We start from the raw sequence: 21008 nt of genomic DNA on the forward strand, positions 1-21008 counted from the left end.
TGCCTCAATCACCTAAGTGATTGAAAAGAATGGTGGACGCGACAGGGATTGAATCTGTGACCCCTACGATGTCAACGTGGACATTTTATGCATTTTCAGTAGCTTGCCGGTTTCATTAGCCTCTGAAAGACTTCCTACAAGCAGGGATTGTCACTTTATCTTGGGCCAATCGCGGGCCTACCAGTTCGCGAGATTGGAACCTGTCCGAGAGGCCGTTTTTGACTCGCTGCGGCGGTTGGGGATGTCCGCTTTGAGGAGAGGGCGTCCGGGCAGGACCCGAGCGCCGCCCTGGATGATCAGTTCACGGGATAGGCACGCACCACGCGCAGCTTCCAGGCGCCGCCCTCGCGGACAGCCAGCGAGAGATTGTCAAAGCGGCGCAGTTCCTTCCAGCCGCCGTCCGGCTGCTGGGCTTCGACGCGGACCTGGATATCGGTGATCGCCACGTCCGCCCCCAGCATGTCGATGCTGCGGAACTCGCTCACGTGACGCATGACGCCAGGCCTCTGGGCGAACGCCTGCCGGAAATAGGCCTGCACGGCGGGCCGCCCCTGCTGCAGTTGGCTCGCGCCCCCCACGAGCAGCGTGGCTTCATCCGAATAGTAGCTGGCCATCAGGTCGACATCCTTGCGGTCCCAGGCTCCATCGACCGAGGCGGCCAGGGCCCGAAGCGCGCTCTCGTCTTCCGGGCCGGCGGGCGCGGCCTGGGCTGCGGCGGCGGTCAGGGCCCAGGCGCAGGTCGCTGCAACGATCATCTTCATCGAAATTCTCCTTCAATCGGGTGTGGGCAATCGGGGTGCGGGCCAATGCCGCCGCCAGCCCGTCGCCGACAACTCGACTTTCGCGGAATCCGGAGCGTTTTCGCGAGTGTCACTCGCGTTCGGGTAGCAGTCCGGCCTGTCGGGCCGCCAGCCCGTAGGTGCGGCTGACGGGGACGCGAAAGCCGCCGATCAGAACCAGCACGTGGCGGCTGGCTTCTCGTTCAATGCGTTCGACTGCATTCTTCGCAACCCACCAGGAACGATGGACCTGCACCCCGGCGGCGCCCAGGGCGCGGACCGCGTCCGAGAAGCGATAGTGGATCAGGGTGTCGCCGCGCTCGGTATAGACCCGCAGATAGTGGTCCTCGGCCGAGAGGGCGATGACGGCGGCGCCGAGTTCAGGCGGGAGGCGACGTGTCAACTCGGGGGCGGTCGCCGCGCCCGACCGCCGGGCGTCTCCCAGAACGACCAGCGGGACGAAGACGGCCAGCGAAACGACGGCGACGCTCCAGAAGGTCTCGAGCAGGGAGATCGGCGTCAGCACGCCGCCCACGCGAAGCAGGCCTTCGACGTAGGCCACTTCAAAGGTGGTCGGGATCGCCCCGACGAGGGCCGCGAGGGCGGCCTGGAGCCAGATCGGCAGGGCGCGCACGCGATCGGCGCGCCGCAGCGCCCAGAAGGCCGCCAGATCCTGCAGCCACATCAGAAGCGTCAGTCCGATCCAGTAGGCATAGCGTTCGACCGGCGTCAGGTCGGCATAGGTGCCGAACGGTCCAAGAAAGCCGAGGGCGACGCCGATGGCCGCGACGAGCCCGGTTCTGACCGCCCAGCGTTTCGGCTCTTGCGTCATTCGCTCACCCCCAGGCCGGTTCGTCGCACGACCGATGTTCGTCGGCTAGACACCGGGCGAGGGGAGGCGGTCAACCTGAAATGTCGGGCGGCTAGTTGTCGGCGATGAACTCCAGATGCGGGCTTCCCTCCACCTCCAGCCGGATCTGACCGCGCCCCGGACGCGACAGGCGCACGGGCGTTTGCCGCTCCTCAAGGCGCCGGCGCAGGAGAATGAGGCGGGTCTCGAGGTTGTCCTTGAGATCGGGAAGCCGCAACGCGGACTCCAGTCGGACCTCGCGGTTCGTGAAGTCGCAGCGCCCGCTCTCGGCGTAGAGGCGCAGGAAATGAAAGAGCAGCCGACCAGGCACGCCCTTGATGACATAGGCGTCGTCGATGAACAGGCTGTCGTCGTAGGCGAAAAGCTTGACCCTGAACGGCGCGCCCGAGCGAGGCTGCTGGAGGCCGGGGCGTTCGGGGGGCAGATCGCCGGCTTCCCTGTCGGCCAGCCGGAGGCAAGCCGCCAGTTGCCCGCCGATCAGGGTGAGCGCCGCTTCGTCGTCGGGTCCGAATCGGAACCGGTCGGGGGATTCCGTGAAGATCACCCCATAGGTCTTTCCCCGGCTGATCATGGGGGCGGCCAACTGGCTTTGAGGTTCGGCCAGACCCGGCAGGGGGATGTAGCGATCCGCGTCCATATGGGCCGAAGCCCGAACCGCCGCCGCCATGCGGCGTCCCCTGCTCATGTCGCTCAGCCGCACCGGGTGTCGGCTGATCGCGGCGATGCCGATCACGCCTTCGCCCAGCGCCACTTCCGATCCCGCCCCGCCGATCGGGTATCCCCGACTGGCCAGGGTGGTCAGGCGCCCTTCGGCCGGATCCACGGCCAGGACCATCGCATTGGAAAAGCCGAAATCGGAGACCAGGCCCTCCAGCACGCGATCCACCATGGCGTCGGCGTCGCTCTCGGCGCCGAGGGCGGCGCTCAGGCGCGCGGCCTGGGCCAGCCGTTCGTCGGCTTTCGGATGGGACGCGGCCTGTGCGACGAGGGGCGCAGACGTCGGCCCCTTGAGCGGGCGACAAGCCTCGACGCGATAGAGCTCGGCGCTCCTGAGTTTCATGATCTCGCCCGCGCCCTGCTGGGTGCTGATGGCGCTCAGTTGGGCGGCCATGCGGTCGAAGACGTCGCCGGTGGTGAGCGAGGCCTCAAAGGCGAGGTCCAGCCTGTACTGGGCGCCTGATCGGCCGCTCACCACGATGATCGTGGCGCGGCCGGTGGCCCTGACATTGTCGGCTGTCTTGGAGAAGAACTGGTTGGACAGGGCGACGTGGGCGTCGTCGACCAGGTGGACCTGCGACAGGTAGGACACGTTCGGCACGCCCTCGGCGTCCAGGGTCGCCACGATCGAGGGGATGACGCCCTCGAAGCAGTCGCGGATTCTGGTCAGCGCCATCATAGCAGGGCGCTCGACAACTGCGCGCCGGCGCCCGGCCCGGGCGTCTGGGCGAAGACCGCGCCGGGGCGGAGCCTCAGGGTGATCGGGTCGTCGCACGCCAGCCACTGGTCCACTTGAGGCTGGAGCACTCCGAGCTCCAGAAGCGACCCTGTGACGGCTTCGATATATCGCGCCGCAGCCGCGACGTCCGCGGGCTCCGTGGGCGTGAGGGCGGTTAGGACGCCCTTGATCTGGAAGGTTCGATAGTCGGCGGGGCGTGAAAAGGTCACGGCGACCTGGGCGCCGACCCTCAGATCGTCCGTCACCTCGCGCCACCGCGCGCGCGACACAAAGAGGTCCACCTCGCCGCTGTCGGCGCAGCGCGCGCCTGTCGCGCGTCCGATCATGGGCCGTCCCGCAGCGTCGGCGGCGCTGAACACGATCATGACAGGCCCCTCGATGAAGGCGGCCAATTCAGCATCAATCACTCGTCGCCTCCGCCTGAGATCCGCCAGCCATAGGGTTCTTTTAGGAACGTCGTTCGCCGTTAGGAAGCATTTAGGATGAGCCGTCCGCCCCCGGTCTCTAGGTGAGCGCCAACACCAAGCCCCCACTGGTTGCTCCGCGGAAAGACATCATGTTCAGCAAGGATTTCCAAACATCCACGGCGACGCGCCGATGGGACATCTATGGCCCGGTTCACAAGGGGCTGCGCCTCGCCCATTCCCAGATGCTCATTCGTCTGGGCCAGGCGGACTACGCCGACAGCCCGCGCCAGTTGCTCGGCGATCTTCGCGCCCATCTCGCGATCGCGGCGAAACACCTTCGCCACGAGGAGGTGTTCATTCACGCCGTTCTGGCCTCGGCGCCCGCCTACCTCCTGGCCCTGAACGACCAGCACGAGCAGCACCGCAGCCGTCTGGCCGGGTTGATCGCCGCGATCGAGCGCCTCGAGGCCGCCACGCCGGACCAGCGCCCGACGCAGGGCCGCATGCTCTACCTCGCCTTCTCGACCTTCGTGGCCGAGGACCTCGAGCACATGGCGCATGAGGAGACCGAGATCTGGCCCCTGTTGTGCGCCCTGTTCACCGACGAACAACTCGCTGATCTCGAGATGCAGATCATCGCCACGCTCACGCCCGAGGACAACATCGCCATGATGCGGGTGATGCTTCCGGCCATGAACCCGGCCGAGCGCATCGGACTGCTGAGCGGCATGAAGGCCGGGGCACCGCCCGAGGCCTATGCCGCGGTCATCGAACTGGCCGCGCGTCCCGCTCTTTCCGACGACGCCTTCGCCGAACTGCGGCGGCTCGACCTCGCGGCCTGAGCCTGCGGCGACGCCTTGCCTGCGGCGCGCGGGCTCGCCCGACGTCCGCCTGTCCCCTGATCCAGAGAAAAACCATGAAGACGACCAAACTCGCCCTGATCGCGCTTGCGACCCTGCTCGCCGCCCCTCTGGCCGCCAGCGCCGCCGGGGAGACGGTGATGACGCCCGGCTACTACGAGACCGTCACGCGATTTGCGGGCGATCCCGAGGTGGAGAAGAAGCGCGACTGCCTGACCCCCGCCGAGACGAGGGCCCGCCCGCTTGAACGCGTTCTGGCCGAGATGACCGAGGGGCGCTGCACCTTCAGCCAAAGGCAGATCGGCGGCGGACGGTTCGCCTTCGTCGGCGCCTGCGTCAACGAGGGGGTGCGGACCACGTTCCGCAACACGGGAACCTACACCCCCACCTCGTTCAGCCTGAGCCTGAACTCGAGGAGCATGGTCGGCGGGACGCCGATCGACGTCGTCGTGACGACCAGCAGCCGCCGCATCGCCGCCGCCTGCCCGGCCAGCGCGCGCTGACCCTCCCTCCAGCAAGGATCGAAATCATGACCGCAGTCCGTGCGGCGGCGATGCTCGCCGCCTTCCTCGTCTCGTCCGTGCCGGCCCAGGCCCAATCGTCGGCCGAGAGGCAAGTCCGCCAGCCCGACGGCTGCCCCAGCGAGGCGCCGCCGCCTCGGCGCAACCCCTTCGGCGGCCTGCTTGCGGCGGCGAGGGATGCCGGCCTCGGCCAGGCCCTGGTCGCTCAACTCGGCCCCTCGGCCGAGGGACAGGCGGCTGCGGCCCTTCTGTCCGGCGATCCCGCAAGCGCCGTCGCCGCCATTCCGGGCGCACGACGCGACGCACGCACCGCCAGGGCGACCGCGGCCGTCGCCGGCGTGGCGATGAACATGGCGCGATCGGCGCGAGATGCACGGTCCGAGGCCTGCGCCGCCGCTGCCGCGACCGAAGCGCCGCCGCCGGCGGAAGCGGAAGCCTGGAACTAGAATTTCATGGCTCTGTTCCGACCCTCGCGCGCCCGACGCGCCCTGATCAGCGGCATCTGCGGCATCGCCGTCCTGGCCTCGCTTCCGGCGGCGCCCGCCTATGCCTGGAAGCCCAAGACCCACATCTACCTGGCCGAAGAAGTCCTGCGCGACGCGCTCGATAACGACAAGGTGACGATCTATCAGACCGACTATCAGACGGGCCGGATCGTGGGCGTCCTGGGCGAGTTTCCGGTCGATCCCGCCATCCTCGCGGCCTTGCGCGCGGCCCCGCAGCAATTCCGCGCCGGCGTGTTGGGCCCCGACGCCTATCCCGACATCCTGACCGGCCAGCAGGTCATCCACCCGGAAGCGGCTGACGCCGTTGATCACGGCGCGGGCGGCTCCAACGCCTGGCTCAGCCACCTCTGGCAGCGCGGGTTCGTCGATTCCAGCAGCCCTCAGGTGCGCGCCTTCACGCTCGGCTACCTGACCCACGCCGCCGGCGACGTCTTCGCCCACACCTTCGTCAACCATTTCGCGGGCGGCGAATTCGCCCTGACGCCGGACCCGACCAACGCCGTCAAGCACCTGGTTCTGGAAGGCTATATCGGCAAGCGCACACCCTCGACCGTCAGCGCCGTGTCCTCGACCGTGACCAGCGGCGCGCCGGCGAACCAGCGCAAGCGCGACGATCTCGGGCTGGACGAGCGCGTCACCACCCGGTCTACCTATCGTGGAACCATCACCCAGGACCAGACCAGCATCGCCGGCGTGGAGAGCTTCATCTATCAGGAGCTGACCTACGCGCGGCCCGGCAGCGTTCTGGAGCAGAAGCTGATGAAGGGGCAGGGGACGACCCGGTCGATCCCCTTCGTCTTCTCGACCCTGCGCAACGGCCTTCAGACCCAGGTCGAGACCTATGACCGTCAGCGCATGGCCAGAGGCGGCCCCGAGCGGATCGCCTACGCCACGCTGCACGGTCCGGTCGCCGAATACAAACGCGCCTGGATCAAGGATATCGACGACGGTCTGGCGGCCTTCCCGGCGGTCAGCCACGAGATCGCCAAGGCCATCGTCTACAATGAAGGCGGGTCCGACATGGCGCGCGCCAAGGCGGTGATGGACCAGTATGTGGTCGACCACCTGGCCTCGATGGCGGGCACGCCGGACGCCGTGGTGGCTACGGCCGCCTTCATCTCCGGGGTCATCGACGCCATCCTGCCGCCGCCGGCGCGCGAGGCGCTGCGCGCCATGATGCAGGCGCCGATGGATCTTCTGATCAAGGGCGTCAGCGGGCGGACTGCCGACGAATGGGCGGACTATCTCAAGAATCCGGAGACCCATTTCGACGAGGTCATGACCCGGCCCGGCGGCGGCCACGGCGGCGAGAGCGATCATCAGATCGACCTGGCGACCTTCAACCGCGACTATCTGAAGATCGACGACACGGCCTATCAGAACCCGTCGCAGAAGTGGAAGATCGAGGATCTGCCCCCGGCCTTCAACACGGTCCAACTGACCAAGCTGATGCTTCTGGGCGACGAGGGCCTGGCGCAGCTCAAGCGCGAACTGGGGACCAAGGGGGCCGTCATGGGCGAGAACCCCGGGCAGTTCCGCAATCTGATGCTCGGCTGGATTCGGTCGCTTGATGCGGGCAACCAGTGGCAGGGCGGGGGCGCGCCGCAACCGGCCTTCGCCGCCCAGGGCGGTTCGGCCTATCGCATTCTTTTCCTCAATCAGGTCGGCGAGAAGCCCTGGATCGCGGGGCAGGATCAGGGGCAAGGCGCGCCCGCGCCCACGGCCCCGCCGCAGGATCTCGCCCCGTTCGCCGGCGACTGGGTGACGACCTATGGGCGGGTGACGCTGAAGGTCGATCAGGACGGCGTGCTGCGCGGCCGTCTGATGGTTCGGGACAGCGAGGGTTCCGAACGCGAAGGCGACCGGCTGGAGCTGCGTGACGGCGGCCAGGCCGGCGTCCTGACCGGCGTGTCCCTCTATGCCGCACATCGTTCGGATGTCGTGCTGACCTTCGATCCCGAGCGCCAGACCTTCACCGGCGTCTCGCAGGGGCAAGGCATGACGAGCAAATCCAACTGGAACGGACAGCGCGTCGCGGCCCAGGCGCCGCAGCCCCAACCCGCGCCTTCGCCCGCCTCGCCGCCCGCCCAGACGCCTGCCCAGACTCCGGCGCCGCAGCCGGCGTCGCCTGGACGGCCTGTGGCCCAGGCCGGGGTCTTCCATGAGCTGGAGGATTTCGACGTCCGCTTCGACCGCGCCGTCGCCGCCCGCAACGGCTCGGTGCACGTCTTCCTCACGGTCAAGAATACGACCCAGTCCAATCGTTCGATCGGCGCGGGCGTGTTCAAGGCGGTGATGACCGACATCGACGGCGTCGGCGTCAGCGAGAGCCAGATCTGGCGCGCGACGTCCAACGCGCCGGAGTCGTTCAGCGCGACGCCGGTGGTCGCGCCGGGCGACGAGTTCAGCTTCCGCTTCGTGATGGACCCCGCGTCGCCGGTCTCGCCGTTGAGCGCGGTGGCCATTCGAGAGAGCGACGCCAAGTCGATCGTGTTCGACGTTTCCGGCGTAACGGTCGGTCAGGCCGCTTCCCCGGCGGCGGGGGCCGGTTCGGGCGGGTTCAAGGCGCTGAGCGAACTGGATGTCCGCATCGACGGCGTCGCCCGTGGGCGAGACGGCCGCATGGAGGTGTTCCTGACCCTTCGCAATCCGGGCGACCGGGTGCGGACCACCTCCAAGGGCTGGATCAAGATCAGCGCTCAGGGCCCTGAGGGCGGCAGGATCACGACCCGCTCCGCCCTCTATCCGATCCGGGGTCCCCGGGCCGCGGAGCTTCCCCTGCTTGTCTATATCGAGCCCGGCAGCGAGGCCCGCCTGCGCTATCTGTTCGAGGCGCCGGTCTCCGGTCCGATGACCATCAGCGACGGCTCGATCGAACAGGTCTTCACCGCCGGCCGCTGAGCCGCTCACTGGAGAAAACACCCATGAACTGGTTGCCCCTCTTTCTCTCCGTCGACGGCCGCATCGGCCGCAAGGATTTCTGCATCGGCGCGGCCGTGCTGATAGGCGTCAGCCTGTTGGCGAGCCTGCTGCCGCTCATCGGCCTGTGCGTGTCCCTGGGGCTGATCGTGCCGTGGACCAGCCTGCTGGTGAAGCGGTTGCACGATTTCGGTCGTCCGGGCTTGCTGGCGCTCATCGCCATCCTTCCCGCCGCCGGCTCGACCGCCCTGTCCCTGTTCACGGCGATCGCCGCCTCGAACGTCGCCACCATGGGCGTGGCCTTCGCCAGCGCGGGCCTGACGCTAGGGCTGTCCTTCATTGCCCTGCTTATCTCCCTTGGCTTTCTGATCTGGGTCGCCGCAAAGCCTGGCGATCTTCAGCCGAACGACTACGGGGCGGTGGCGAGCTACGCGAATTGATGCGTCAGGCAACTGTCGTCCTGGCGGTCGCGACCGCTCTGGCCGCCTGGCCGGTTCAAGCGTCAGACGCGCCCAGTGCGCCGCTTCGGTGACGCGCGATCGATCTGTGTGGACGGTGGTCCTCGTTGAACCTGCCCTGACCTCTCGATCTCGGGACGTCATGTCGCGCCTGCGATGACAGCGCTGATCGCTCGGCGAGACCGTCCTGCTATGATCTAGGCGACAACGGTACGGAGTTCACGTCCACAGCCCTCCCGGACTGGTGCAGGATCAAGGCGTCGACGGGCATTCCGTCGCCGGGCAAGCCGACCTGGAACGGCATTGTGGAATACTCCCACGAGGGGATGCGACGAACTATTCAACGAATGTCTATTCTTCGGCCTCGATCACGCGTCAGAAAGCTGCGTCGCCGGACTATATCATCCGCGGGCCGCACTCACTTTCTGGCTTAATCGCTGACGCGGACCTCGAGCAGAGGGGTGTCATAGTCTTCGTTGGCGTTCGGATCGGAGCTCAATGCCGCGGCCATGAGGGCATCGCCCTCGGCAGCTCGCCCGGTGTCCTTGAGCATTTTGCCTAGACCGTATTTGGCCTGCTGGTTGGACGGATCCAGTTCCGTCGCTGTGAGATAGGCGGCGACGGCCTCACTTTCGCGGTTCAGGACGTACAGCAGATACCCGCGCCGCATGTGGAGTGCGGCGTCGTTCCCTTTCCGCTCAATGGCCTTGTCGCACATGGTCAGTGCGACATCGCGGCTGTGCCGAAAAAGGGCCTGCGAGACGCAAGCCTGCGCGGGATCATCAAGGTTGATGCGGGTCAACTGCTTGAAGCGCGCCATATCGGCGGCGGCGCCCCGGCTGTCGCCCTGCATCTCGCGGATGCCCGCGCGATCGACCAGCAGGGCGGGGAAGTCGGTTTCGACCGACAGGGCGTCGGTCAGCGCCGCCTCGGCCTTGGCAGGATCCGAGCCCTTGAGGCTGGACGCCAAAGACTGCGCCATGCCGACGAACATCGGGACCTTGGCGTCGGCGTAGCCGATGGACTGCGCCACCAGATCCAACTGCTCGTAGGCCTGTCTGGCGCGGCCCATTCGGAGCAACTGGGTCGCCAGCGCGGTCTTGGCGCCATTGTCCTGCGGCTGCAGGGTGGTGATCCGCTCCAGATCAGCGAGGGCGCGGGCGGCCTGGCCCATTCGCTCATAGGCGGCGGCGCGGCGGTAAAGGGCGTGGGTGTTCTCGGGCCACGAGCGGAGGGCGCCGGTGAAGGCCAGAACGGCCTCCAGATCATCTTCTTCGATTTCGGCCAGACGCCCCTTCGCGTGGAACAGGATCCTGTCGTCCGGATCGGCTGCATCGCCCGCAGCGATGTCGGCGCGGGCCTTTTCCAGATCGTTCAGCGCCAGATGGGCCAGTGCGCGATTGGCCAAGGCGTTGGCATGGGGCGATGTAAAGCCCGCAATGGCGGCGTCGAACTGGGCGATGGCTCCGGCATAGTCGCCTTCGTTGTGAAGGGCATAACCGCGACGCAGGGCGGCCTCCGGATTGCCCTCGGGGGCCGTTGTCAGGGTTTGATGGTCCGCCGCAGTCAGGGTGTAGCCTCGCTTCACCTGCATGGTGGCCTTCAGGTCCTTGAAGCTGTCCATGCCCGCCTGCTCGGTCTGGACTTCCACCGCAGTGGCATAGGGGCGCAGAGTAATCGAGCCACGATCCGTCTCCAGCCGGTTGCCGTTGCGCTGGATGGTGCGGAAATAGCGGGTGGCGCCAGCCTCGACCTCATAAGGCTGGACCGACAGGTCAACGACGTCCTCGCCTTCGGGCAGGATGACGGTGGTGCGGAATGAAGACGAACTGGGGAAGCTCTTGCCATAATCGGCGTCCTTGAACCTCTCGTCCTTGTGCGGTTCAAAGCCCTTCCACGTGACGTGGGCCAGGGGGATATCGACCGGTCCGTCGCTCCAGTCGAAGACGACGCGAGCCGTCGCGCTGGCGACAAACTCGTGGGTGTCTTCGCGGTATTCCCACTGGCTCTTCAGGTCCGAAATCTGACCGTAATCCTTCAGGAATTGGTTCCAGCGTTCGTCATACAAGCGGGTCAGTTCAGCGGCAGGGACCTGTGCCACGCCGGCGTGCATTTCAGTGGCGCTGGCGCCCCGGTCGATATCGGTCAACGTAACGCGCGCAGGGCTGTAGATGCCGTCGGAAAAGTCGATCTCGACATGCATCGTACCCGTCGGGCGCGGCGGGAGTCTGAGCGGGATTTGCTCCAAACGGGCACGCTCCACGATGGGCAGAACGTATTCGTGAACCAGTGGAACGTCCGGCGTCAGGCTGCGATCGCCAATACGCGCTCCGTCCATCAGATAGGTCTGGCCATTGATGCGCGCCTTCACGATCACATGGTCGAACGCGCCGACCATCGGCAGATATTTGTCGAGCGGCAGGTTCTTCGAGGACACCAGCACGGGAACCGCGTCGATACCCAGTTCTCTCAGCAGGGCGACCAGAAGCACGGTCTTGCCCTTGCAGTCGCCTTGACGCCTTGCCCAGACTTCACTGGCCGAGGTTGGCAGCCAGCCGCCCTCGCCGAGCGTCAGGGCCATATAGCGCACCTCGTCCTGAACCAGTCGCAGCGCCGCCAGGGCGCGGGCTTCGGGGGTCGCGTGCTCGGACTTTATCCGCGCCACGTGCGCGGCCAGATCGGCGGCGTCGGGCAGGGCGCTGGCTTGATCATAGGCGGGGCGGATGTGGTCCGCGATAGTGGCCCATTGCGGGATGCTGCTGATCTGCCAGCCATAGTCGGGAAGAGAGCGGGTGGCGATGGTGTCTGGATAGGTTTCCCCTTCGGCGTCGGTCATGCGATTGACCAGGACTTTGAAGTCGCCCTGCTGGGTGATCGGGGGAACGGTGGCATGGCGTCCGGCGCGGGTTTGCACTCTCATCGATGCGGGCCAGCTGATAGTCGTCGCGCCCAGATCTACAGGGAGCGGGGAGTAGGAAAAGGCCAGCGCTTCGAGCGGGTTGTTGAAGACGTCAAACTGCGTGCGGACGGAATAGGCAAAGTCGATGGTGTCGCCGACGCGGATGTCGGGATTCACCAGAACGCCCGTCAGAACGCCATTGATCTGCAGCGACTGCTCCAGTGCTGCCTCGCGACGGAGGATGGTGAAGTCGGCCTTGTCGAGAATGTCGGAGGTTTCACCCGCGCGGATGATGCGGGCGTGGTGAACAGTAGGCGTCTGCAAGGCCGGGTTCCATTCCAGTCCCAGTTGCGAAGCCTGTTGCAGACCCAAGGGTGACAGCACTCGCAGCCGCATACGGACATAGGTTTCGGTATGGGCGCCGAAGGCGCGCACATGGCTTTCGACCACTTCATAGCGGACGTGCTGAGATGAGGTGTCCGGCCTGTTGGACAGATGCGGCGCAACTACCGGAATCCAGTCGGGCGCGGGACCGCGCAAGATCGTTTCGCCTGCCATGGCGGAAGTGCTTAGCAACCAGGCCAAAGCGGCTAGTATCAGCTTGTTTTTCAACACGATTTATCCCGCTCGCGTATCGCTGCAATCTGCGTAGCAGACCGGCAGGGCAGGGAATAGGGTTTTCTCTTCCCTGGGCGCGGGTTTGCGGATCAGGCCTTCTTTGGCGACGCTGGCGACCAGCTTGCCATCACGGCAGAAAACTCGGCTGCGGTAGAAGCTGGGTCCACCCGAGGCTGACGACCAGGTAGGCCGGCCTCACGAAGTTGACGGCGTGCGACAGGCTGTAGCTGCTGAGTAGCGTCGTGTCAGAGACTAGCGTAGGCGCCCAGGCTCCTCGCACGAAACGGACGTAGGTGCGAAGATCGGAATGTCGCCTATCGGGTGGAGCTGCAACGACCGATTCTGGCGCTGCCCAGACCTTATTGAAATTCGGTGTTCAAGGTGGCGGGCTAACCCCTGATGAAATGCGGCAGGAAGCGCGAGGTGTTGCGGGTGATGAGGCTGGTGTCTTCGCGCAGGCTCATGCCGGCGGCCTCATTGCCCACGACCCAGGAGCCGACGATGACGTGATTGCCGTCGAAACTGGGCGGGTTGCAAAGGGCCTGACGGATCCAGCGGCCGCCGCCATAGCCGCCGTCGATGATCTCGGCTGCACTGCGGCCCTGTTCGATCAGTTCGACATTGGCGCCTTCGCGCGAGAACAGGGGCTTGCGGACGTAGGACGAGCCGAGGGCCGCATGGGCCGGGTCGTCCTCGAAATAGGCTTCCAGCAGGTTGGGGTGGCCCGCGTGGCGTTCCCACAGCAGGGGCAGGATGCCCTTGTTGGACAGCAGGCTTTTCCAGGCCGGTTCCAGCACCGTCACGCCCGCCGTCGGCAGCGGCGCGGCGTAGTCGTCGCGGAGCATCTGCTCCCACGGATAGAGCTTGAACAGGGCCTGGATGATCCAGTTCTCATGATCCACGAACTGACCGTCCGCGTTCAGGCCGATCTGCTCCAGAGCGACGAACTGCGGGTCCAGCCCGGCCTGACGCGCCAGGTCTTCGAGGAAGCGCACGGTCTGGCGGTCCTCGACGAAGTCGGCGTCCGAGCTGAAATGCACGAAGCCGCCGTCGGGAAAGATGGCGCGGAACCGGTCGACCAGCTTCTCGTGCAGGCTGTTGAACTGGTCAGCGTCGGCGGGCAGGACGCCCGCCTTGATCTGATCCTCCAGCCACAGCCACTGGAAGACCGCCGTCTCATAGATGCTGGTCGGGGTGTCGGCGTTGTACTCGTAGAGCTTGGCCGGGCCGGTTCCGTCGTAGGCGAAGTCGAAGCGGCCATAGAGCGACGGATCGTCCCGTTTCCAGCTGTCGGCGACGTAGTCCCGCATGGGCTCGGGGATGTCGAGCTGCTCCATCAGCCGCTCGGACTGGACCGCCTCGGCGACCAGGTCGAGGCAGAAGCCGTGCAGTTCCTCGGTCGGCGCTTCGATCCCGTCCTCGACCTCGGCCATCGAGAAGGCGTAGGCGGCGGTCTCGTCCCAGTAGAGTTCGCCGCCGGTGTGACGCCAGGTGAAGCCGAGGCTTTCCGCCTGAGTGTCCCAGTCGGGGCGGGGATCAAAGCGCAGACGCTGCATGGATCAGGCCGGGTCCTTGTCCGCGACGGGCGACGATTGGCCGATGCGCGGGGTGACGATGGTGACATCCTTCTGGGTCAGGCGGGCCAGGACGTCGTCGGCCGAGGAATGGCCGGGCAGGATGCCGGCGTCGCGCAGCTTGGCGTCCAGATCGGCGCCGGTGCGGCGGTCTTCCAGCGCCTGGTTCTCGCGCAGCTTTTCTTCCTGAACGGCCTGGCGCTGCTTGATGCGTTGCAGGCTGTCGGCGGCCGAGCCGATGCGCGACTGGGCGCCGGCCGAGTTCAGCGCGACCGAGGTCTGGGCGCGCTGGACGGACTCGTTGACCTTGACGATGTCGATCTCGCGACGAAGCGTCTCGATCTTCTGGTCGGTCGAGGCGATGGCGGTGCGCAGGCGCGCCTCGGCCGTCTTCATGTCCTCGATCAGCGGGCCGCGGCTGGTGATTTCGACTTCCAGTTCGGCGATGCGGACGGCGACTTCGCGCGCCAGATCGGTCTTGCCCTGACCCAGGGCCGAGCGCGCCGAGTTTTCGTACTTGCCGATCTGGTCGTGGAAGCTGGCCATTTCGTTCTCGGCCATCCGGCGGCGGGCCACCAGGCCGGCCAGGTCGTCGCGGGCCTTGCCCTGGGCGTTGTCGGCGTCGCGGATTTCCTGGTCGAGGATCTTCAGGGCGTTGGCGTCGACGACGCCCTGGGCTGCGTCATGGGCGGTGCCGCGGAACAGGGCGGAGAGTTTTCTGAGCATGGACATGGGCTGGTCTCCGGGATCAGGCGGCGTCGGCGCCGAAGGTTTCACGCAGTTCGGTGGCGTCGATGGCGTTTTCCGCCAGGGTGCGCAACTCGATCAGAATGGTCTGCAGCGTCGTCTTGCACGACAGCTCGCCCATCAGCTCATAGACGTCTTCGCCGCCGACGTTGGTGATGGCGAAGTTCGACAGCGGCACCACGCGCTGGGCCTTCAGCAGGAACTCGTTGAAGGCATGGCGGTCGGCCTGTTCGGCGACCGGCCACAGCAGCACCGAACAGACGATCTGGGCGCCGCCGACGCTGAGATAGACCGGCAGGTCGCCGTACTCATGCATGGTGGCCAGCAGCACGGCGTCCGCGCCTTCCAGCACGCGCAGGGTCATCTCGCCCTCGCGCAGCAGGGCCGAGGCGTCCAGCGCCGCCTTGATGGCGGGCACGGTCCAGGGGGTTTCGATCACGGCGTCCATGTGGTGGTCGTCTCCAGAAGTGATGGGATCAGAAGTGGGGCGGCGCGGTCGGCCGGCAAGACCAAGACCGGCAAGGGGAGGGCCGCGCGTGGAATCGGTGACGATGGCGCGGACGGCGGCTTTCACGTCGTCGCGCGCGGCCTCGGGCACCCAGAGCTCCAGCTTGACCAGCCCGGCCTCGCGGCGCGCCTGACGCCACGCACGGATGCGGTCGGTCGCGGCGGAGGAGGGCGATGGGGGCTTGGTCATGTTTCATGTAATGCGTAACATGAACGCTTGACATCGGGCAATGCAGGACGGAATTTCAATCCATGATCCGCATCATTCGGTCGCATCGTCTCAGTTCGCTCGCAGTCCGTCCGCAGCAGGCCTAGATAGTCGCCCATGTTCAAGAAGCTTTTCGGAAAATCGGACAAGGTCGAGCCCGCGTCGCGTCTGGCGACCGTGCGCAACATCACCGTGGGCCGCACCGTGGCGCTGGACCCGCTGGCCTGGCGTCGGTTGGGCGACGAGACCCATTTCACCCTCGACCGCGACGTGCTGGACATCACGGCTCAGGGCTTAGTCAGCCTGGACGGCGGGCAGTTCGTCCACCGCTTCTATACCGACGACCACGTCATGCTTCAGGCCATGAGCGACGACGAGGCGGGGGCGGAAAGCTACGACTTCAGCCTGTTCATACCCTGGACCTCGGCCTATCCGCCGGGCGAGCGCGAGCGCCGCATCTGGCGCGACCGGCTGTCGGCGCCGGTGTTTCACGGCGCGGCCGAGGACCTGCCCGACTATCCGCGCTTCTGGTTCGCCGAAAGCGACGCCATACAGCCGCCGGTGACCCTGTGGGAGACGATCTGGGACGACCGCGCGGCGACGACGCCCTACGCGAAGATCTTCCAGACCTGTATGCTGTACGGACGCGATCTGGCGGGCGGACGCGAACTGATGATCGCCCTGGAGCAGCAGCCCGAGGGCGGCGAGACGACGCACGAAATCATGATCGGCATTCCGCTGGAAATGGCCGAGTTCCGCGCCTGACGGCGCTTGGGGAGATGCAAGATGTTCGACTGGTTCACGTTTCAGCAGGGGGCGATCGCCTTCCTGATCGCCTTCGCGGCGGCGGGCGCCTTCACCCTGGCGTTCAAGCTGATCTACCAGTGGGTCACGCCCTATCATGAGCGCACCCTGATCCGGGAGGGCAACCCGGCCGCCGCCATCGCCCTGGGCGGGGCGCTGATCGGCTATATCCTGCCGCTGGCTTCGGCCCTGTCGCACACGGTCAGCCTGGCCGAGTTCGCCGCATGGGCCCTGCTGGCCGGCGTGATCCAGATCGCAGCCTTCGTCGTCATCAGCCGCCTGGCCTTCCGCAATCTGGTGGTCCGTATCGAGGCGGGCGAGATCGCGGCGGCCATCTATCTGGCCTCCATCTCCATCGGCGTCGGGCTGCTGAACGCCGCCTGCATGACGGCGTGACCGCGATGACCGATCCGAAAGATCTGCCGCAGACTTCGACGATGCGCCGGATGAAGCGTTCGCGCGTCCTGCACGTCAGCAGCCTGATGGCCACCGCCAGCTTCTCGCTGGCCGCCTGCGGCTCGCCCCAGGTCGCGGCGCCCGAGCCCGAACCGGCTCAGGTCTATACCTCGCTGGACGAGTGCCGCGCCGCCAACGACATCTCGGACGCCGAGTGCGACGCCGCTCAGGCCGCAGCCCAGAAGGCCGCCGCCGAGACCGCGCCGCGTTATGCGACCCAATCCGAATGCGAGGGCCAGTGGGGCCCGTCACAGTGCCAGCCGAACCACAGCGGCGGCGGTTCCTTCTTCACGCCGCTGCTGGCCGGTTTCGTCATCGGCCAGATGCTGGACGGCGGCCGCTATCGCGGCGGCGGGCCGATGTATCGCGATCGCGACAACCAGTATTCCAACGGCTACGGCGGCGGCTACGCCTACCGCGACTATCGCACCGGCAAGACCCTGACCAACGCCCGCGAGCACGGCGACGTCGCGCGTCAGGCCCCGAGCCGGGTGCAGAGCCGCACCACGGTCGTTTCGCGGGGCGGCTTCGGCGGCGGCGGACGCGGCTACGGCGGTTAAGATCGCAATTGCGGATGTGCGACGCGATTTGTCCCGTCCGTTCGACGAGAACGGCTTCACGGTTTAGGGGCATGCCTCGGGCGCAGCCTGAAGTGGCCATCGCAGCCGGCGCCGTTTTAAGGTTCGGTTTCGGGCAATGACCCAATGACCTGCTCAACGACAGGCGCGCGACGCCTGCAGCGGCGGTCTTCGCCACCGGGTTCGCCAGCGAACTTAGGGGACCGAACCCTCTTGCCGGGTCAGGTTCTCAGATCGGCCAGGGTCGCCAACTCCTCGTAGATCGCATCACCCGTACGGCTCTCGGCATTTCGCCAGCTGGTTGCGGTCGTCGGGTTCACCAGAACCCCTTCACTCGTAAGCACCAGTACGTTCGGCAGGCCAGGTAACTCCGGAAGGCCGAAGCGACGGGCGATGCCCAGATTGTGTCCGTCACCGCTTTTGGGCATCCCAATGTTCACGAAGACCAGCTCGTATTTGCGTTCGATGAGTTCAGCGAAGCGATCGGTCGCCAGCCAACCCGCGAGGGCGCGGCTGTCGCTACACCAGTTGGCTCCCATCACCAGCAGAACGCGCTTGCCCGACTGTCTGGCGCGCGCCAACGCAGCGTCCAAGTCGGCGGAGGCGTTGTCGCTCACGTGATAGGAGCGTGCCTCCGGCTTCGGCGCTACTGCGGGCGCGGGTGCGGGTGCAGACGCAGTAGCGCACGCCGTCACGGCCAGGGTCGCCAAGACGATCAGCGGAATTTGTTTCACTGGGCAATCTCCCATGGGCAACGCGGCCAGCGGCGAACCGTCGCGCGATGCACCCTTGCCTTTGACCCGCTTCGCCACGAATTCAGTGATCGGTCAAGCTATGGTCGCGTTCCGGGCCGCCCCCCGATATTGAGCAACAGGTCGGTGTGTCGTGGAGTCGCTCCGCCCCATTTTTCGCGGTCGTAGTTGTGGTCAAACGTCCTTTTTGGGGCGTGGTCTTAATGTCCGATATTGGCGCAAAGACGCTGATGAGCCAAGAGCGCCCGCCAAGTGGCGGCTTCAGCCATCACAGAGGAAGCTAGACCCGGTGCGGCCATCCTTCGCACGTCTCATCAACTGTGTCGTCGACGCCCCCCCCCGCAAATCAAATATTCATTGCTTGAAGACCTCGGCGGGCTGGCTATGGAATAGGGTGGACGGCGGAGCCTGCCTTAAAGCCAAGTGGTAGCCGCGTCGCAGTGGAGCAGGGCGATCGCTAATGGCTGAACCGTTCGAAGACGATCCGCTCGAGGACGGTTCGCCGTTTGACGGCTTGGGAGAGGTCGCCGCGCGCTTCGGCGTTCGCCTGATCCTGACGGGCGGGGCGGCCACGCGCTTGGCGATCGACCTCATGCGCGGCGCGCCCTTGCGCATCCTGCCCGCCTATTGTGCCTTCACCGATGCAGTCACCCTTGAACATTCCGGCCCGGATAGTCTGTCCGGAAGCTTGGAGGCCGCCGTGCGGACCGCGGTTCCGTTTGGCGATTGGTGCCGCTGGATCGTCAGATCGGAAAGCCGGGCGCGCGGACTGCGTCGGCAGCGGGGGCAGACGAGCCCCGCGCCGCTTCGCAGCTTCAGGTTCGGTCTGAACGAGCCGGTGCGGGCGAGCGCGAGTGCCCTGTCGGACCTGCAGTCGGGCCGGATTCGCCTTGCCCAGCCCCGCGAAGAGGCTGCGTATAGTGGCGACTTGGCGCATAATCTCTGGCGGGCCGTCGAGGCGCTCGAGATAGCTGCGGACTTCGAGGCGCGGGGGCTGGAGTGCGAGATCGACCTGCGGGCGTTCGAAGAAGCCCTGCTGCGCTTCCAGGAGACGGACCAGTCGATACGGACTGAAGTCCGGCACCAGCTCCGCTTCGCCCTGGCCAGCCTGGAGATCCGCTGCGGGGCCAAGATTTTGCCGCTGGTGAACGCGGTCGCAGACGCGGCCGGCATCGCCAGCCTCACATCGGGGTCCGGCCTCTCGGCCGGGACCACCATTCTGATCCCCGAACTGAGAAGCTCGGGTGTCCGGGGTCCCGAGCTGCTGACCCTGGATCCACGGCCGGACGAGGTGTTGTCGGGTCTGGGCTGCGCTCTGGACGACGCCTTCCTCGTCGAGGCGATCAGTGTGCCTTGGCGTCTGCCGCGCTCGCCTTGGCGGGAGGCGCGGGGATACGCCAAGCCCGAGTTCGTGCATCTCGCTTGGATCGGACCAAACGCCATCGACGGCGGAGCCGTCCTGCCCGGCGCGGGAGACGATCCGGTGACCTCATCGATCAGCGACGCCGGCCAGTTCAGGAACGGAACGAATTGGGCGCGGGTGGATATCGCGCCCGCGCTGCGCTCGGGCGTGGAGACGATCCGGATCGGTCTCCTCGGTCGGGCGAAACCAGAGCCCGGGCCTATGCCAGATCCCTGGCCGATTCTCGGTCTGAGCCCCACCGACGATCGCGTCGAGCTCCCGGTCGAATATGAATTCACGCCGCAATATTCGGCCGCGACCGAACGGCTGCTTGGACGCGAGACGAACGTGGAGTTCTGGGGTGATCTGTCTGGGACGCCGGCTCTGCCGTCGCCCCGAAGGGTGCGCATTGGCGAGGATGAAAACTGATGCCGAAGACCCCTCGCCTTCGACATTATCGCGGCTCCTCCGGTGATCATGCCGTGGTGCTGAGCCACGGCATCACCCAGTCAGCGGCGGCCCTGAAGCCCTTTGCCGACCTGTTGTTTGGCGCGGCAGGTCATTTGGACCTTCATCTGTTCGACTATGACTGGACGCAGTCCATCTCCTCGAACGGAACTGCGCTCGCACGGGAGGTCGAAAGGCTGACCAGCTACGAGAAAGTCAGCTTGGTCGGCTACAGCATGGGCGGCTTGGTCAGTCGATTCGCCGCTGCGCGGTGCGTGCATGGGGGGCTGGGCACCATCGTCACCTTGGCGACCCCCAACGCGGGCGCGATCGGCACGGCGCAGCTCGCCGTCGCGGGCCAAGCGATCATGGCGGCTAGCCGCCTCATCACGGCCTTCTCCCCCCGCCAGGGATTGCTCGATCTGACCCGAGCGGATCGGTTGATGATGGAGCTTCGGGATCGTAACGGCGTGGCCCGGCGGATCGCCGGAAAGCGCTACGCCAGCGTCCCTGCGCTTTATTTTCACGAGCACCGCGAGGCTTGGAGGACCGGATCGCGTCTCATGGGCGCCGCGGCTGGCGCGATCGGAATCGCGAATCTCGTGCCTCTGATCTCTCGTATGCACCGACCGCACGACGGCATCGTCACTGAGAAGAGCTGCAACATTGCCGATCCTCAGAACGCCCCCTTCAGCGAGATCGATCACGCCGACGGCCACAGGCTTGACCCTACGCGACTGCATGCGCGGCATCATCAGGCGCACGATTGCGATCACATGACCGTCCTCGACAGTCAGGAGATCGCCGACCTCGTTGCGGACCTCCTCGACACCGAGGACTGGACGTATCTGCCAAGGCACGCGGACCGACGCTACATCCGCTCCTGAAGTCAACAGCGCACAGCCGGCGGGTCCGGGGTCATGATCGGTGGGAAATTGGCGGGATCGACTTTCGCGAAAAAGGGCCTTCGAGCGAGGCTTGTGTCTCCTTCTGGTGTGAAGCGGAGATTTGACCAAGCCGACGGAAATTGACTGTTACCGCCTTGATCCAGCCTGAGGATCGACAAGCAGGATGTCCGCTTGCGGCCGGTCAGGCAATGTCCGCTGATGGCGCGATGGGGGTTTTGAGCGCCGCCAGCGTAGTTACGCCATGGAGCGGATCGCAGGTGTGAGGTATCGTCCAAATCCTGCTCCCGCACCCAAATACCAAAAGCCCCGCCGCCAAAAGCCGCGGGGCTTT

General features: G+C 66.2%; 19 protein-coding genes and 1 pseudogene. 11 read left to right on the top strand and 9 right to left on the bottom strand.

Annotated elements, in window-relative coordinates; all coding sequences use genetic code 11:
* Positions 1-296 precede the first annotated feature (296 nt).
* The 4 genes from AC3IS2_RS01320 to AC3IS2_RS01335 all read right to left on the bottom strand — a co-directional run bounded on the left by AC3IS2_RS01320 (position 297) and on the right by AC3IS2_RS01335 (position 3513).
* Positions 297-761 carry a YybH family protein gene (locus tag AC3IS2_RS01320; protein ID WP_489198875.1) on the bottom strand — a complete coding sequence of 155 codons (465 nt, stop codon included), beginning with the start codon at positions 759-761 and terminating at the stop codon, positions 297-299.
* A gap of 109 nt (positions 762-870) precedes the next feature.
* Positions 871-1611 (bottom strand): LytTR family DNA-binding domain-containing protein, encoded by a 741-nt coding sequence (locus tag AC3IS2_RS01325; protein WP_489198876.1) that lies wholly within the window; start codon positions 1609-1611, stop codon positions 871-873.
* A gap of 91 nt (positions 1612-1702) precedes the next feature.
* Positions 1703-3043, bottom strand: coding sequence for a GAF domain-containing protein (locus AC3IS2_RS01330; RefSeq protein ID WP_489198877.1), 1341 nt, complete (start codon positions 3041-3043; stop codon positions 1703-1705).
* Positions 3043-3513: a pyridoxamine 5'-phosphate oxidase family protein gene (locus AC3IS2_RS01335; protein ID WP_489198878.1), complete on the bottom strand. Its 471-nt coding sequence runs from the start codon at positions 3511-3513 to the stop codon at positions 3043-3045. The genes AC3IS2_RS01330 and AC3IS2_RS01335 overlap by 1 nt, the downstream gene beginning before the upstream one ends.
* A gap of 149 nt (positions 3514-3662) precedes the next feature.
* Here AC3IS2_RS01335 and AC3IS2_RS01340 point away from each other — a divergent pair, with 149 nt between their 5' ends.
* From AC3IS2_RS01340 to AC3IS2_RS01365, 6 genes and pseudogenes are all read left to right on the top strand, one after another.
* A complete protein-coding gene (locus AC3IS2_RS01340; protein ID WP_489198879.1) occupies positions 3663-4355 on the top strand; it encodes a hemerythrin domain-containing protein in 693 nt (230 codons plus the stop codon).
* Between the two features lie 74 nt (positions 4356-4429).
* A complete protein-coding gene (locus AC3IS2_RS01345) occupies positions 4430-4876 on the top strand; it encodes a DUF3617 domain-containing protein (protein ID WP_489198880.1) in 447 nt (148 codons plus the stop codon).
* A gap of 26 nt (positions 4877-4902) precedes the next feature.
* Positions 4903-5340 (top strand): hypothetical protein, encoded by a 438-nt coding sequence (locus AC3IS2_RS01350; protein WP_489198881.1) that lies wholly within the window; start codon positions 4903-4905, stop codon positions 5338-5340.
* A gap of 6 nt (positions 5341-5346) precedes the next feature.
* Positions 5347-8301: a hypothetical protein gene (locus tag AC3IS2_RS01355; protein ID WP_489198882.1), complete on the top strand. Its 2955-nt coding sequence runs from the start codon at positions 5347-5349 to the stop codon at positions 8299-8301.
* Positions 8302-8324: 23 nt separating this feature from the next.
* Complete coding sequence (locus AC3IS2_RS01360) at positions 8325-8759, top strand: DUF805 domain-containing protein (RefSeq protein WP_489198883.1); 435 nt, start codon at positions 8325-8327, stop codon at positions 8757-8759.
* Positions 8760-8894: 135 nt separating this feature from the next.
* A pseudogene (locus AC3IS2_RS01365) lies at positions 8895-9207 on the top strand (IS3 family transposase); the annotation flags it as partial.
* Here the strand turns inward: AC3IS2_RS01365 and AC3IS2_RS01370 are convergent.
* The 4 genes from AC3IS2_RS01370 to AC3IS2_RS01385 all read right to left on the bottom strand — a co-directional run bounded on the left by AC3IS2_RS01370 (position 9208) and on the right by AC3IS2_RS01385 (position 15312).
* On the bottom strand, positions 9208-12288 hold the full coding sequence (locus tag AC3IS2_RS01370; RefSeq protein ID WP_489198884.1) for a DUF3857 domain-containing protein: 3081 nt from the start codon (positions 12286-12288) through the stop codon (positions 9208-9210).
* Positions 12289-12683: 395 nt separating this feature from the next.
* The gene (locus tag AC3IS2_RS01375; RefSeq protein WP_489198886.1) at positions 12684-13850 is read right to left on the bottom strand and encodes a glutathionylspermidine synthase family protein; all 1167 of its coding nucleotides are present in this window, start codon (positions 13848-13850) and stop codon (positions 12684-12686) included.
* Positions 13851-13853: 3 nt separating this feature from the next.
* Positions 13854-14600, bottom strand: coding sequence for a PspA/IM30 family protein (locus AC3IS2_RS01380; protein WP_489198887.1), 747 nt, complete (start codon positions 14598-14600; stop codon positions 13854-13856).
* A 16-nt stretch (positions 14601-14616) separates the two neighbouring features.
* Positions 14617-15312 carry a YjfI family protein gene (locus AC3IS2_RS01385; RefSeq protein ID WP_489198888.1) on the bottom strand — a complete coding sequence of 232 codons (696 nt, stop codon included), beginning with the start codon at positions 15310-15312 and terminating at the stop codon, positions 14617-14619.
* A 135-nt stretch (positions 15313-15447) separates the two neighbouring features.
* Here AC3IS2_RS01385 and AC3IS2_RS01390 point away from each other — a divergent pair, with 135 nt between their 5' ends.
* The 3 genes from AC3IS2_RS01390 to AC3IS2_RS01400 are packed head-to-tail and all read left to right on the top strand — an operon-like array spanning position 15448 to position 17150.
* Entirely contained in the window at positions 15448-16095 is a 648-nt protein-coding gene (locus tag AC3IS2_RS01390; RefSeq protein WP_489198889.1) for a DUF2491 family protein, read from the top strand.
* Between the two features lie 21 nt (positions 16096-16116).
* Positions 16117-16530, top strand: coding sequence for a DUF350 domain-containing protein (locus tag AC3IS2_RS01395; RefSeq protein WP_489198891.1), 414 nt, complete (start codon positions 16117-16119; stop codon positions 16528-16530).
* 5 nt (positions 16531-16535) lie between these two features.
* Positions 16536-17150: a DUF1190 domain-containing protein gene (locus AC3IS2_RS01400; protein ID WP_489198892.1), complete on the top strand. Its 615-nt coding sequence runs from the start codon at positions 16536-16538 to the stop codon at positions 17148-17150.
* Between the two features lie 239 nt (positions 17151-17389).
* On the opposite strand, the gene AC3IS2_RS01405 is transcribed toward AC3IS2_RS01400, so the two are convergent.
* Positions 17390-17980: a thioredoxin family protein gene (locus AC3IS2_RS01405; RefSeq protein ID WP_489198893.1), complete on the bottom strand. Its 591-nt coding sequence runs from the start codon at positions 17978-17980 to the stop codon at positions 17390-17392.
* Between the two features lie 400 nt (positions 17981-18380).
* On the opposite strand from AC3IS2_RS01405, the gene AC3IS2_RS01410 reads away from it, so the two are divergent.
* Entirely contained in the window at positions 18381-19751 is a 1371-nt protein-coding gene (locus AC3IS2_RS01410; protein WP_489198894.1) for a hypothetical protein, read from the top strand.
* A complete protein-coding gene (locus AC3IS2_RS01415; RefSeq protein WP_489198895.1) occupies positions 19751-20656 on the top strand; it encodes an esterase/lipase family protein in 906 nt (301 codons plus the stop codon). The genes AC3IS2_RS01410 and AC3IS2_RS01415 overlap by 1 nt, the downstream gene beginning before the upstream one ends.
* Positions 20657-21008 lie beyond the last annotated feature (352 nt).

Source organism: Brevundimonas sp. KH_025 (genome assembly GCF_057839885.1).